General features: G+C 27.2%; 17 protein-coding genes. 3 read left to right on the forward strand and 14 right to left on the reverse strand.

All coding sequences use genetic code 11. From position 1 onward, the window contains the following. Position 1 precedes the first annotated feature (1 nt). From X275_RS11535 to X275_RS08060, 12 genes are all read right to left on the reverse strand, one after another. Complete coding sequence (locus tag X275_RS11535) at positions 2-157, reverse strand: hypothetical protein (protein ID WP_156168727.1); 156 nt, start codon at positions 155-157, stop codon at positions 2-4. 129 nt (positions 158-286) lie between these two features. Next, a complete protein-coding gene (locus X275_RS08015; RefSeq protein ID WP_047268323.1) occupies positions 287-922 on the reverse strand; it encodes a hypothetical protein in 636 nt (211 codons plus the stop codon). After that, a complete protein-coding gene (locus tag X275_RS08020; RefSeq protein WP_156168729.1) occupies positions 922-1,221 on the reverse strand; it encodes a hypothetical protein in 300 nt (99 codons plus the stop codon). Before X275_RS08020 ends, X275_RS08015 begins: the two co-directional genes overlap by 1 nt. A 25-nt stretch (positions 1,222-1,246) precedes the next feature. After that, positions 1,247-1,414 carry a hypothetical protein gene (locus X275_RS11540; RefSeq protein WP_156168731.1) on the reverse strand — a complete coding sequence of 56 codons (168 nt, stop codon included), beginning with the start codon at positions 1,412-1,414 and terminating at the stop codon, positions 1,247-1,249. A gap of 4 nt (positions 1,415-1,418) precedes the next feature. Then, positions 1,419-2,090, reverse strand: coding sequence for a hypothetical protein (locus X275_RS08025; protein ID WP_047268325.1), 672 nt, complete (start codon positions 2,088-2,090; stop codon positions 1,419-1,421). A 9-nt stretch (positions 2,091-2,099) separates the two neighbouring features. After that, positions 2,100-2,321, reverse strand: coding sequence for a hypothetical protein (locus X275_RS08030; protein WP_047268326.1), 222 nt, complete (start codon positions 2,319-2,321; stop codon positions 2,100-2,102). Positions 2,322-2,334: 13 nt separating this feature from the next. Then, positions 2,335-3,039, reverse strand: a complete 705-nt coding sequence (locus X275_RS08035) for a hypothetical protein (protein ID WP_047268327.1) — start codon at positions 3,037-3,039, stop codon at positions 2,335-2,337. A 10-nt stretch (positions 3,040-3,049) separates the two neighbouring features. Next, positions 3,050-3,586, reverse strand: coding sequence for a hypothetical protein (locus X275_RS08040; RefSeq protein WP_047268328.1), 537 nt, complete (start codon positions 3,584-3,586; stop codon positions 3,050-3,052). Positions 3,587-4,039: 453 nt separating this feature from the next. Further along, positions 4,040-5,179, reverse strand: a complete 1,140-nt coding sequence (locus X275_RS08045) for an IS110 family transposase (protein ID WP_047268329.1) — start codon at positions 5,177-5,179, stop codon at positions 4,040-4,042. Positions 5,180-5,360: 181 nt separating this feature from the next. Continuing rightward, positions 5,361-5,942, reverse strand: coding sequence for a hypothetical protein (locus tag X275_RS08050; protein WP_047268330.1), 582 nt, complete (start codon positions 5,940-5,942; stop codon positions 5,361-5,363). Further along, a complete protein-coding gene (locus X275_RS08055) occupies positions 5,917-6,180 on the reverse strand; it encodes a hypothetical protein (protein ID WP_047268331.1) in 264 nt (87 codons plus the stop codon). Before X275_RS08055 ends, X275_RS08050 begins: the two co-directional genes overlap by 26 nt. After that, a complete protein-coding gene (locus X275_RS08060; protein WP_047268332.1) occupies positions 6,167-6,451 on the reverse strand; it encodes a hypothetical protein in 285 nt (94 codons plus the stop codon). Before X275_RS08060 ends, X275_RS08055 begins: the two co-directional genes overlap by 14 nt. A 273-nt stretch (positions 6,452-6,724) precedes the next feature. Between X275_RS08060 and X275_RS08065 the strand changes: the two genes are divergently transcribed. Then, positions 6,725-7,609 (forward strand): ADP-ribosylglycohydrolase family protein, encoded by an 885-nt coding sequence (locus X275_RS08065; protein WP_197072623.1) that lies wholly within the window; start codon positions 6,725-6,727, stop codon positions 7,607-7,609. Positions 7,610-7,620: 11 nt separating this feature from the next. Here X275_RS08065 and X275_RS08070 read toward each other — a convergent pair whose 3' ends face one another. Continuing rightward, entirely contained in the window at positions 7,621-8,838 is a 1,218-nt protein-coding gene (locus X275_RS08070; RefSeq protein ID WP_047268334.1) for an aminopeptidase, read from the reverse strand. Next, on the reverse strand, positions 8,838-11,300 hold the full coding sequence (locus tag X275_RS08075; protein WP_047268335.1) for a DNA polymerase domain-containing protein: 2,463 nt from the start codon (positions 11,298-11,300) through the stop codon (positions 8,838-8,840). The genes X275_RS08070 and X275_RS08075 overlap by 1 nt, the downstream gene beginning before the upstream one ends. Positions 11,301-11,358: 58 nt before the next feature. Here X275_RS08075 and X275_RS08080 point away from each other — a divergent pair, with 58 nt between their 5' ends. Both X275_RS08080 and X275_RS08085 read left to right on the forward strand, forming a co-directional pair. After that, positions 11,359-11,670: a cupin domain-containing protein gene (locus X275_RS08080; RefSeq protein WP_047266194.1), complete on the forward strand. Its 312-nt coding sequence runs from the start codon at positions 11,359-11,361 to the stop codon at positions 11,668-11,670. Positions 11,671-12,460: 790 nt separating this feature from the next. Further along, positions 12,461-13,178 (forward strand): AAA-like domain-containing protein (locus X275_RS08085; protein WP_047268336.1); only part of this gene is annotated, 718 nt, incomplete at its 3' end.

The following is a 13,178-nucleotide window of genomic DNA, read 5'->3' on the forward strand; positions in this document are numbered from 1 at the left end:
ATTAGATTCTCCCACTTTTATATCTTTTACTGGCTTTTTTAATTGCATTTTTCCATGAAATAGCACTATGTTTATATATTTTCTTAGCTTCTCTTACAATTTTCTTCAATGCATTAGAACCTTTATTTGATTTAGCTTTTCTTCTTTTTCTAGCCATTTTCTTAACCTCCTGTTAAACTGTATTTGCCTTTTTAAGCGTGTTTTAATTGTTTTTGAAATAAATCATGCACATAAAAATTTATATCGCCTTTAAAACCTCTTATTTTAGAAGCGCAAAATAGCTCTATTATTGTGTTTCGAAATATTCAATATATACATTAATTGGTGATGCATTTGCTAATGGTTGAAAAGTTATAGCTCTTGCTACAAGTCTTACAAAAGTAGATGACGCAATTTCTTTAGGGTATTCTTTTATTGTTAGCGTTCCTCCATATACTACTGGTAACGGTTCGAGTGTAACAAAAATCTGCCAATTGGTTATATCTCCAAATACCTGAAATCCTGTAATTGACGGCATAATTCCATTTTTTTGAAATGTTTTAGATGTTGTTCCATTTAATTCTTCAAAATCAAAATTATTTCCTCCTTGAATGCCACCAGCAAAAAACATTGGTAAGAATTTTATATTATCGTTTATTATTCTGTAATTTGTATTTGCATCAACATATATGTTTTCTTTTAACACTAAAATTTCAAGTGGTGCAATATCTGCTGGACAAGATATATAAAATTTGTCAAAACTTACAAGATTTATACTTTCTATATCCTGAAGTGGGATTTCCTGACTTAAGGTACTATCGAATTTTATTGTTGCTTCTTTTGGTGTTTGTAATACTACAATTCCTGTACCTTTTTCTCTATATTCTTTATCTATCAATTGCTTAGAAGTATCTATAACTATCTTTTTTATAACTTCTTTCATTAAATCACCTCGATTATTTTTGCAACCTCCGTTAATAACCCTGCCGCATCATCTGCATGATCAATTATTGAATATACAAGATCAGCTAATACTTCAAATGCTTTCTTTGTTACTCCTTGTAACTCTTCGGGTATTTTTTCTTTATGATCTTCATAAAAAGTCAAAATTTCTTCTTTTGCACTTTGGGCTAATTTTTCATCATTTTCATCAATTTTTTTTCTTAATCTTTCTAAAATATCAATAAACATCTGTTTTATTGCACTTTTCAAAAACGGTACAAGACTTATTATCATTGGCACAATAAACCTTAAATTAAACATAATATCATTCCTTTCTCAAATAATGTTTATATATATCTTCTCTTAATTTTTCCAATGCCTCTGTATTTTTATCAAGACTCTTTTTTATTTCTCTTACTGTGTAATATAATAAAAATGCGCTGTATGCTGTTGGTAATCCAACATTACTTATAAAATTAATTAATTGATCCATATTTTCACTTCCTTAAAAGCAAGAATCCTCCAACTGCTGCAGCTCCAACAAGAACAATAGGTAAGAAACTTTTTTTGTTTTCTGTTCTTGTTTTAACAGTTGTTCTTGTGTATCTTGATGTATCTCTTGTTCTCCCATTTGTGGGATCAACTTCTGCTGCAATTTGTAACTTCTTTACAGGTTTTCTTATTTGTCTTATAGGTTTTACTGTTTTTCTTGGCGTTAAAACAGGTGTAGACTTAGGTGTATATGTTCTTCTAATCACCCGTTTTACTGGTTTTGGTTTCGGTCTTGGTTTTGGCTTGGGTTTAGTTTTATGTTTTGGTCTTAAAACGGATCCTACTACACCGCCTATGGTTTTTGTTACACCTCCAACAACTCCACCAACTAAATTAGCAGCTCCTTTAAAGAAATCAAAAGGACTCCAGCTTATAGGTATGGTTTTTTTTGCTTGTTTTATTTTTTTTACGTGAGAGACTTTAATAGGTTTTACAATACCTGGTTTTCTCATTCCTATTTTATTTATTTTTTTATGAATAGTAGGCTTAGGTCTTGGCCTTGGCCTTGGTTTATGCGGCATTATTCCTAGACGTCTCATTCCTATTGATTTTGGCGGTTTTTTTATTTTACCTGGTGTAAATCTTAAACGGTTTATTCTCATTTGTCTTAATCTCATTTAATCACCTCACTTATTCATTACTAAAACTATTAATAAAACTCCAGCAAGTCCTAATATTGCAAATAACATTGTGTTATCTTTTTTCTTTTCTTCTGTTTTTATAACTATTGGTTGTGGTTTTGGCGCTGGTCTTGGTGCTGGCGCTGGTTTGCTTCCACCATTTAATAAATTATTTGCAAATCCAACTACTCCTTTTGCAGCGTTGAATATTCCTCCTAATATATCCATTGTTTCACCTCGCTTATAACTTTCTTTGATGTTCAAGTACCATTTCTATACTGTATCCCATACTTGCTGCGAGTTCTTCAAATTCTGCTTTTTCAAATTCTATTACTGGTATTTCAATAAAAGTCAAAGGATTATTAAAATCAACTACTACTGGCGCATTTATATATACTTGAAGCATAAAATCATCAAGTAAAGCTATGTATGGTAAATAATATGAACTTTCGAATATTTTTTTGCTATTTAAATCGCCTAATGATCCTTTGTTAAATGCTTTTATTTCTGTTGATGATCCAAGCGGTGCTTCCCATGCAACTTTATAGTATCCATCTAAAAATAGATAGTATACTTTTAATGTTCCTGTTATTCCTGTTGTTGCTGCTGTAAGCGTTATTTTTTTTCCTATACTGTCTATAGCCTTTATTCCTAATTTATGTACTGTCCCGTTGGATTCAATTAATTCTGCATGTACTGATTTAGTTAAATCATCGGTGTCAACAATAGCTATTTTTCCTTCTACTGTTATATTAAATTCTGTTGCGCTGATTGAATAATTAGTTTTTTCGTGTTTGGTTGCTAATTTCATTCTAAATGGTCTTGAACTATCAATTTGATATATTTTTTGCCCTGGAACGTCAAATTCCAGGACTTTTGAGTCTTTGTTTATTACATTTGTATATTTTTCAAAATCATTTAAGAATAATGTTTTTACTGTATTCATTCATATCACCTCAATATTCTTCATATTCTTCATATTCTTCTGGTATATCTACTTCATAATCTGCTCCTAATAAGTCCATTTCTTGTACTTCAGCTGTTGTCATTTCTACTGCTGGTATTTCTATTTTTGATTTTGTTAAATCTAATGTTGTATCTGCTGATACTTCAACAAAAATTTCTAATTTTTCTAATTCTTCAAATAATAGATCATTTTCTACAGGAAAGGTTAATGCTTCTTGGTACTTTTCGTTGTATTGATCGCTTTCTGTTATTTCTCTGTACGCTCTGTATTCTTTTTCTGCACTTAATTGTGTTGCTAACATTTCTTTTGAGCTTTTTCCAGCAAAACATATTTTTGTGTCTGCTGGTAATTCATTTCCTGATGCGTCTCTTAATTTCATTCTTATTGCTGGATTGTTTAATACTACAAATGCACTTTTTCTTGGCGGTACTACTTCAAGTATCTTTATGGCTTGTCCTGCTTTTAAACTTACTGTACTGCTATAATTTGCCCATTCATCACTTAATGATATTACTCTTTGATTCATAGTCTCTTACCTCCTCTTATTTCTTTATTTTTTTTGTCATTTTTAATACTATAAATAGTCCCGCTGCTCCTGCTGCTGCTCCTGCTGCTAAATCTTTCCAGTTTGTTTTTAAATAGTCTAATAATTTATCCATGTTTTCTACCTCCTTGTTTTTTTTATCGCTTTTTGTGCGATTCATTGTTATTTTGTTCTTTTTATGCGTACAATTTCAAGATGGTAATTTGCACAGTTTATAACAAAAGAACGGCCTATTTTGTGCATTAATTTGGCCGTTCTTTGTATAAATAAAAATATTTTTTCGTACAAATTTGTACGATTTTTTTTACAGTTTTTTATAGTTTTTCATATAAATATACATTTTTTGTCCGCTAAAATTTTAGCCTCTAAGTATATCAAAGTATAAAAAGATATAATATTATATATAAATAACAAAAAAACGGCTAATTTCGGCCGTTAATTTGTATATATTATTAAATTTCCTTTTAATGCTTTTAGTATTTTTTCGTTGTTTTTATACTTTTTAGTTTTTTTGTTTGTTATTTTGTTGTTTTCTATTTCTATTATTTCTCTTACTAATATTAATGTTTTTCTGTCAATGTATTCTATTGCTGGATCGTATTTTTTTAAGTTTTTTAATAGATAATATATGCGTATTATTATTTTTGCCGCTACTTTCATTACTGCTTTGAAGTGATTGTTGTATTTGTATTTGTAATAGTATATTGCTCTTTTTATGTTATTATCCCCGCTTTTTTGCATGTGCCTTATTATAAACATATACATTTTTGCTTTAAATACTTTGTGGGATATTATTTTTTTCGTCTTTTTTATGCTCGTTCCTGATTCTTCTTTTGTTACTCCAAAACCTAAAAATTTTTTGAATTCTTTTACTGTTTTAAATCTTTTTACGTCTATTATTTTTGATATTATTATACATGCATCAAAATATGAGAATTTAGGTATTGTCATTATTATTCTTATTTGTTCTTTTATAAATCTGTGTTTCTCTATGTATTCTTTGATCTTTTTTTCTAATAACATTTTTGATTCTTCTAAATTCTGTATTCTTTTCGCTCTTAAAATTAATAAGCTGTTTTCTGTATTTAATGCATATTTTATTAATTTCGATTTTGTTAAATCCTGTGTGTTTTCGTCTGTTACGTATAATTCTTCTCTTAACCTGTTTATTTCTCTGGTTTTTGCTTTTACTAAACTTTCCCTTTCTGACATCATTAAGTTTAATCTTTTCGCTATTATATATTTTCTGTCAACTTTGTATTTTATAAATTGTTTTTCTTTAGTATAATAATACATTTCAAGTATTTTTGCATCTATTTCATCGTTTTTTTGTGATTTGTTCCCTTTGTATTTCGATATTAGATATGTTGGTACTACATATACATTAAATTCTTTATATAATTTTTCTATTAGCGGTATCGAGTATACTCCTGTGGGTTCCAATATTACATCTTTTATGCCTTTTTCTTTTAAGTATTTCTTTAGCTTGTTTGGATCTTTTGTTGAAAATCTTTTGATTTTTTGGTTTATACTTACATAATGCGCTTTTTTCCCTACGTCAATTCCTGCTACCACCCCATATTACCCCCTTTATTAAGACTAAAATAAAAGCCAACCTTTTGCCCACTAATCCGTTAAATATTTGTTGTTATCAATATACCCTAAAGAGCTTTTTGGTTGGCTTTTATATGTTCTGAGCACTCCACTAATAAAATAAAAATCATTGTTTCATTATAACATTAAGAGTTGCTCAGAACTATATCAATTTTAAATTATATTCTTTTATTTCTTTTTGCATTTTGTATAATAATTTCTTTCTTATGTGATCTTTTACAAAATTGTTTTCTGTTCCAAATATTATTTCTTTCCCTTGTATCTCAACTTTTAGAAAATTTGCATATAGAATTAATTCTTTATAACTTTCTTCTGATAATATATGTTTTAATACTTTTAATTTTTCACTTTCTTTTTCTATTTCTATTTTTTTCTGTTGCTGTATCTTTTTAGCTTGTTCTTCTCTGATTTTTTCCCTGGCTAATTCTCCAAAGTATATTTTTGTTTTGTTGTATTTGCTTTCATAGTATATTAATCCCTCTTGTTTTAAAAAACGAAATATCTTTATTATTGTTGTTTTACTCATTTCTATTTCTTTTGATATTTTATTTATACTTACATTATTAATAGGATTGTTAAAAAAATTTTCATTTAATTTAAACAACAAATAATTATATACTTTATATATTGTTGCTTCATAATGTTTTTCTAAAGCTAATTTTTGAAATTCTATGAATAAGGTTGCAACATTGAATGTTTTAGTTACTTTGTTTTCTTTGTACAATTTCCCCACCCTCTTGTAATTCAAGACTTTTTCTGCTATAATTAATTTTGTCGGACTCATTGGCGTGGGTCTTGGTGTTGGCGGTTGGCATACTTGTGTGCTGATCGCCTTTTTCTATTTTATATACTTCATATATGAGATCTAATATTTTTATTAATAAGTTTCTATCTTCTATATTTTCTGCTATCCTTATTACTCTCATTAATGCATTTTCATATCCTCTTTCATATTCTGTCATTTAAATCACTCCTTAATACTTTTATAATCTGTTCTATTTTAGATACTGTTATATCCTCTTTAAATATTTTTAGCATTTCAAGTGTCATATCTATTTTTCCATCGTAATATTCATTATCTTCTCCTATTAATTTTCTTATATCGTCAATATCTTTTATATTTTTATCAATAAGATCTAAAACTCTTAAATTTTCATCTTTTATGTTCTCTTTATAATTTTCTAATTTTTCGATAATCATTTCTATTAGAAATTCTTTTCTTTTTATTCTCACTATATCACCCCTTGTAATTTCTAAATTTTTTAGGGTATAATAAAATTAATACGATGTCCAAAAAGTAAAGTCGCGCAAACCTTGATTGTTAATCCTCAAAAATAGCTCATTCTCGCCGGTCGTATCAGACTCACATCCATGTTCGGTATTTTGCATCCGTGCAAAATTGACCGGCATCATTCGTTATTTTTTCGGACAATCTGCGAGTTTTCGCTTACTTTACTAATTGGACACCCTATAAAATTAATTAATCTTTAGAAAGGGGGCATAATTGTGAATAATTTAAAGGATAGATTTGCAGGTGCGTTATTTGGATTGATTGTCGGAAATGCTTTAGGGGCTCCCTATAAAAATATAGATGTAGAACATATAAAGGATTTTTCGAGTGGTGGAGTATATAATTTAAATGCAGGTGAATGGACTGATAGTGCTTCAATGGCTTTGTGCCTTGCAGAAAGCTTAATTGAAGATGGGTTTGATTTGAAAAGTCAGATGAGAAAATATATAAAATGGATAGATGAAGGTTACATATCATCAAAAAATAAGGCATTTGGTATAGATAACCAGACAATGGAAGCTCTTGTATATTATGAAAATAATAATTCTTTTGTTGAAATTACAGAAAAGGATTCCAATAAACCATTGGCAAGGTTAGCGCCTGTTCCAATGTATTTTAAAAATTCATTTAAAGATGCTATATATTATTCTGGACAAAGTGCCTATACAACCCATAATAATATATTTACAATACATTCTTGCAAATTGTTTGGAGGAATATTACATCAGGCTATTAATGGAAAAGATAAACAATTTTTGATGGATGAAGTGCATAAGCATATGGATTTGATATATGATGTTAAGTTGAGAATCGTTGATATTAAATATAAAAGTGAAAGCCAGATAATATCTTCCTCAACATCTCTTGATTCGCTTGAAATTGCATTATGGTCTTTTTATAATACAGATAATTTTAAAGATGCTGTTTTAACAGCTATAAATTTTAAAGGAGATACTGATACTATTGGGGCAATAATAGGTCAATTAGCAGGAGCGTATTATGGATTTAATGAAATTCCAAAATTATGGGTATTAAAGATTGCGAAAAAAGATTTGATTATAGATACAATAAAAAGATTATATAATAAAATCTCCCGTTGAGGGAGATTTTATTATATTACCCATTTTCCACTTTTCATAATTAACTCTTCTTTTCCATTTTTTATACCGTATACATTCATCTCTTCATTTCCAATCATAAAATCAACATGTGTAATGCTATTATTTAAACCAACAGTTTTTAATTCTTCTTCATTCATATTTTCACCATTTTCAACACACGTAGAATACGCTCTTCCAAAAGCAAAATGTGAAGCAGCATTTTCATCAAATAATGTATTGTAAAATACTACATTCAATTGATAGATTGGAGAATCAACAGGAACTAAAGCAACTTCTCCAAGATAACTAGCGCCTTCATCTAAAGATATAGCTTGTTTTAATATATCTTCACCTTTTTCTGCTGTTACTTTAACAATTTTTCCATCTTTAAATTCCATTGTAAAACCATCGATTACGTTCCCACCGTATACCAATGGTTTGCTATTTCTAACATATCCGTTTACTTTATCTTTATGAGGTGCTGTAAATACTTCCTCGGTTGGAATATTTGGAAGGAAAATAATTCCATCTTCATTTTTTTGGGCACCGCCTAACCATTTGTGATTTTTTGGTAATCCTACAGTTAAATCAGTACCAGGGCCTTCATATCTTAAATAATCATATTGTTTATTATTTAAATATTTTGTTTTTTCTTTTAAATTATTTAAATGTTTATTCCATAATTGAACTGGATCTTCATTTTCATTAACTCTAACGGTTTTTAATATTGCATTCCATAATTCTTGTATAGGGTTATCAGAATTAGGAAATACTTTTTCTGCCCATTTTTTTGAAGGAACAGCACCAATTGACCATGAAACTTTGTCGGCCATTATAACTTTTGATACATCCTTCATAGCAGTTTGCCTTGTTTTGGAATATTGCCCAATTTTTTGTGGATCAATTGTTTTTAATATATCAGGATCGGAACCTATAATACTTAAAAATGCACCTTTTTCATCACAAAAATATTTTGCCATATCTACTTCCCATTGATGAAATTCATTTAACAACTCATCATTAGCATATTTTAATTTTAAAAATAACATATATTCATCGCTATATACTGTATATACTTCTTTTGCTCCAGCTTCGTAAGCTTTTTTTGCAACTATTCGCGTGAAATCTACAGCATCTATAGTAGATCTTAAAAAAACTCTTTGCCCTTTCTGTACATTAATTCCCACTTTTACTAAAAGTTCAGCGTATTTTTCCATTAATTTTTCCATTATGTTTCCTCCTTAAATAATTTTAATTGTTCAGTTTTTAAAGGATATCCTTCCATTAACTTTATTTTTAATTCAGTTTTTTCAATTAAATCTTTATATTCAGAAAATTGTTTTAAAGATGATAGAATTTGTTTTTTGAAAAGAGTAAAATAATCTATTTCAAAATCATTATATAATAATTTTTTGAAATCTTCAAGATGTTTCCTTTCAATACTAGCAGATATATAATAAATCTTTCCACTTTGATTCTTATTAAAAATATTTTTTATAATTCCAAAATGCTTGAAATTATAATACTTTATATAATAATATAATAATCTATCATCATAATTAAATTTAAAATCATAAACTTTTTCCATAAAAATAGCAGATCTTATATGGTTTGGCAATGTTTTATATTTTGTAAAATCTTTTTTTCTAATACTTTTTATTATAGCAATATCTTCTAATGGGAGTTTTTTCAGTTCGTTGTAGTAAAATATAAAATCATCCATTTTTAATTCATTATCTAACGCTTTTAAAAAGAGAGAAGACAGGATATTTTTCAAAATATCTGGAGTATCTTTTCGTACAATTTCCACACCATGTGTGATGATTTTTCTGTCAAAATCATATCCAAAATATCGTTTTTTTACTCCAAAAAAACGAACTCGTTTATAAATTTTATCAACTTCCATATTTAAAGTGCATTCAATTTTCTCTTTTGTAAATTTGGTTATTAATTTTTTTGAAATGCTTTCATTAATATAATTTGTTAAAAAATTTCCTATTTCAAAAATATCTTTTTTATTCAGTTTTTCATCACATTCTATATGGTTAAAAGAACTGTCTGTGTCGGAATAAAGCACTTTTGTTTTGAAATCAATATATCTTCCATTTATAAATATGTTTTTAAAATGATGATTATTCAATTCGTTATTTACAAATCTTAATGCAGATCTTGCGGCAGCTAAAATAGCTAGATAAATTCTTGTATCATGAAGTGCAAAATTATCAGTTCCTAATACTCCATATATTGAATTTAGAAGTATTTTATAATTATATTGTTTAATATCATATATAACATAGTTAGGGTCGTCAGGATCTGTATTTTTTTTTAATTCTTTATAATATAAACGTTCTTTTAAAAAGAATTTTATTAATGCAGGTATTATTCCCTCTTTTTTTAAAGAAAACTTCAAAGGTCTATAAACATCATTTTCTTCTTCAACAAGAATTCTTCCAAGGTCTATATGCTTTTCATTATAATTCGAACTATACACAAGTGTTTCTGGAGAAATGTTATAAGTAGCAATTATATTTGGATAAAGAGAGGTAAAATCTAGTACAATGACATTATCAAATGTTTTATTTGGCGGAGTTAAAACAATAGCACCAGTTATTTTTATATCATTTTTTTCTCTTTCATAAAATCTAAAAGTAATTTTATTTTTTAAAATAAATTGTTGAATAAAATGTTCAATAGAAATAGAAGTTCCAAATAACAAATTATATGGAATCCTTATTAATGATTGTAAAGAACATATCAAACCTATTAATTTTAATTTATTCTCAAGTTTTACGAGGATTTCAACATCTCTAAAAATATAATCAATAAATTTTTTCATATCTTTATTATAATAATTGAATCCCTTATGTTCGGTTTTACCTAATATTTTGTGATGTTTGGCAACAATATCTAATTTATATGATGCGGGCTTATCTAAAACATATCGTCTATATAATTCAAGATAATCTATTAAATTTATGCCGGGAATATTATTATAAAATCGGCCATCACTTTGATATGAAGAGTGTTTTAAATATGGAATTACACTTAAATTTATATTATAAATATCGGCTCTTTTTATTAAATAAGGAATATCAAATCCATTTGAGAACCAACCTGTTATAATATCAGGTTGATCCTTTTTTATTGTTTCACTAAAATATTTCAACATATTTTTTTCAGAATCAAAAAATATAATATTTTTATTAGAATAGAGTTTTTTATTATATACAACAAAAGCGTAATATTCATTTTTATAAGTATCATAATATGTAATTGAAGTAATATAACCATTATAATCATCCACGTTTTCACTTGTAACTTCAATATCTAAAAACCAAACTTTTTTATCATCAGGATTTTCGGATATGTTTTTGCTAAATATATTCATTATGTTTTTTCCATACACATAAATATTATTTCTTTCCAATTCATCAGAAATCTTCTTAAATAGATTATAAGAAATGTCAAGAGTTGTATTTATCAAATTTTTTCCATATATATCTTTCCAATTAAAATCAATGTTAACAAAACTTTTTATTCTGTATTTGGACAGAATTTTTTCAACTTTATCTATATAAACATCTTCAAAAATCAAATTGAAATATTTATGCTCTTTTTTAAGTTTAGAGTTAATATGTTCTTTAAAATAAAATTCCTTAGTTGAAGGGTCTTGCCATATTGAAGTTATCATATATTTATCACCACTGTGGTATAATTATTTATAATCTAAAATTATCAGGAGGGATAATATGAAAATTATTAAATATGATTCATTAGAAAAATTATCAGAAGTAAATTTTGATGCGAGAAAATTATTAACCTCAAAAAAATTAGAAATAGTTTTAATCAGTTTAGAATCAGGAGAAGTTGTAAAAAAACATTCCACACCATTTGATGCAATATTTTTTATTTCTAAAGGAAAAGGTGTAGTTGAGTTATCTGATGAAAAAATCGATGTAAATGAAAATGACATGATTTATTGTGATAAAAATATTGAGCATGGAATAATAAACAATTCTAATGACAGATTAAACGTATTAGTGATTAAATTACTTAATTAATAATAGTAAAAATGTTGAAATTAGTGAAAAATAATGAATTTTGTGTTTTAGATATAAACCTAATCCAAAAAGCGAAGATAGAATTATAGAAATTGTCATATACAATATTATTATAACCGAAAAAAGTAATTATTATGTTAAAGAAAAATTTGAGACTTGTATTTATCCCGAAAGAACAATATCATTAACACGCTGCAAGCGAAAATATCTGTTTTTCAAACATTTAAAGCGTTCTAAAAAATTAAGTTTTTAATTTTTTAGAGTTATTTTTAAAATCTAATTTTTTAATCAAATAATCCACCGTAGATGTGAATATTTTCTTTGAAAATATTGAAAAGTTATTATTTAAAATAATAAATTACGATGTCTAAAAAGTCAAATTCACTCAGGCAGCTCGATTGCTTATCCTTAAAATTATTAATTCTCAGCCGTCGCTCAAACAATACATCATGTATTGTTTCGCTCAAAATTACATCCATGTAATTTTGACGGCTTCCATTTACGCTTAGATTTTTTAGGATAAAAAATCTAAGGGAAAAAGATTTATAATTATATAATAAAAATCTTTTATCCTATACCCGCGGTAGCGTGTAAGGGCAATCTTCGAGCCTTCGTTTCATTTGAGATTTTTTAGACAACTTAATTTTAAAATATTAAATTTTTATCTTATAACCCGCCGTAGGCGTGTAACACCGGAGGAGAGCGACAGCTCAGAATTTTTTTGTTTTAATTCAAATCTAAAGTTTTTAATCCAATACCCTACCGGAGGTATGTTATACGGAGGTGAATCATGAGAAGATTCTGCACAAGTGGTCCTGTTGATAAAAAAACATGTTATTATGTTGACCGACCCGATATAATGCAAGAAGCGCTTGACCATATAGAAAATTGGAGATATTTTACAGTATCAGCGCCAAGGCAAAGTGGAAAAACAACATTATTAAATGATATAGTTGAAAAAATAAAAGATAAATATTTACCAATATTTATATCCTTTGAAAGTTACGGAAAAAAAAGTTTAAAAAGTTTTTTAAAAACCATTATCAGAGATATAGAAGATGACATTGAATATAGATATAATCAAAAAATTGAATTGAAAACATTAGAAGAACTGGATGAAATAAGAGAAGCAATATTAGAAATATATAAAAAAACAAACAAAGAAATAGTATTTATGATAGATGAATTTGAAAGATTAGATGAAAGTATAATGAATGAATTTTTGCATATAATACGAAGTATATATCACAAAAAACAAATATACAAACTCAGAAGTGTAATATTAATAAGCGTAGGATATCTAAGTGGAATATTAGAAGACAATGCCAGTCCATTCAACATAGCAGAACACTTAGAAGTGCCATACTTTACAAAAGAACAAGTATATGATTTACTTTCACAACACGAAACAGAAACAGGACAAATATTCGATGAAAAAGTAAAAGAATTAATATGGCACAACGCAGCAGGACAACCAGGATTAACCAATGGACTTGCATATGATTTAG

Source organism: Marinitoga sp. 1197, from assembly GCF_001021165.1.
Lineage (GTDB): Bacteria > Thermotogota > Thermotogae > Petrotogales > Petrotogaceae > Marinitoga.

Bases quoted from the DNA above. Each gene is read 5' to 3' on its own strand.
- X275_RS11535 (WP_156168727.1), bottom strand. From the start codon at position 157: ATGGCTAGAAAAAGAAGAAAAGCTAAATCAAATAAAGGTTCTAATGCA.
- X275_RS08015 (WP_047268323.1), bottom strand. From the start codon at position 922: ATGAAAGAAGTTATAAAAAAGATAGTTATAGATACTTCTAAGCAATTG.
- X275_RS11540 (WP_156168731.1), bottom strand. From the start codon at position 1,414: ATGGATCAATTAATTAATTTTATAAGTAATGTTGGATTACCAACAGCA.
- X275_RS08025 (WP_047268325.1), bottom strand. From the start codon at position 2,090: ATGAGATTAAGACAAATGAGAATAAACCGTTTAAGATTTACACCAGGT.
- X275_RS08030 (WP_047268326.1), bottom strand. From the start codon at position 2,321: ATGGATATATTAGGAGGAATATTCAACGCTGCAAAAGGAGTAGTTGGA.
- X275_RS08035 (WP_047268327.1), bottom strand. From the start codon at position 3,039: ATGAATACAGTAAAAACATTATTCTTAAATGATTTTGAAAAATATACA.
- X275_RS08040 (WP_047268328.1), bottom strand. From the start codon at position 3,586: ATGAATCAAAGAGTAATATCATTAAGTGATGAATGGGCAAATTATAGC.
- X275_RS08055 (WP_047268331.1), bottom strand. From the start codon at position 6,180: ATGACAGAATATGAAAGAGGATATGAAAATGCATTAATGAGAGTAATA.
- X275_RS08070 (WP_047268334.1), bottom strand. From the start codon at position 8,838: ATGGAAAAATTAATGGAAAAATACGCTGAACTTTTAGTAAAAGTGGGA.
- X275_RS08075 (WP_047268335.1), bottom strand. From the start codon at position 11,300: ATGATAACTTCAATATGGCAAGACCCTTCAACTAAGGAATTTTATTTT.
- X275_RS08080 (WP_047266194.1), top strand. From the start codon at position 11,359: ATGAAAATTATTAAATATGATTCATTAGAAAAATTATCAGAAGTAAAT.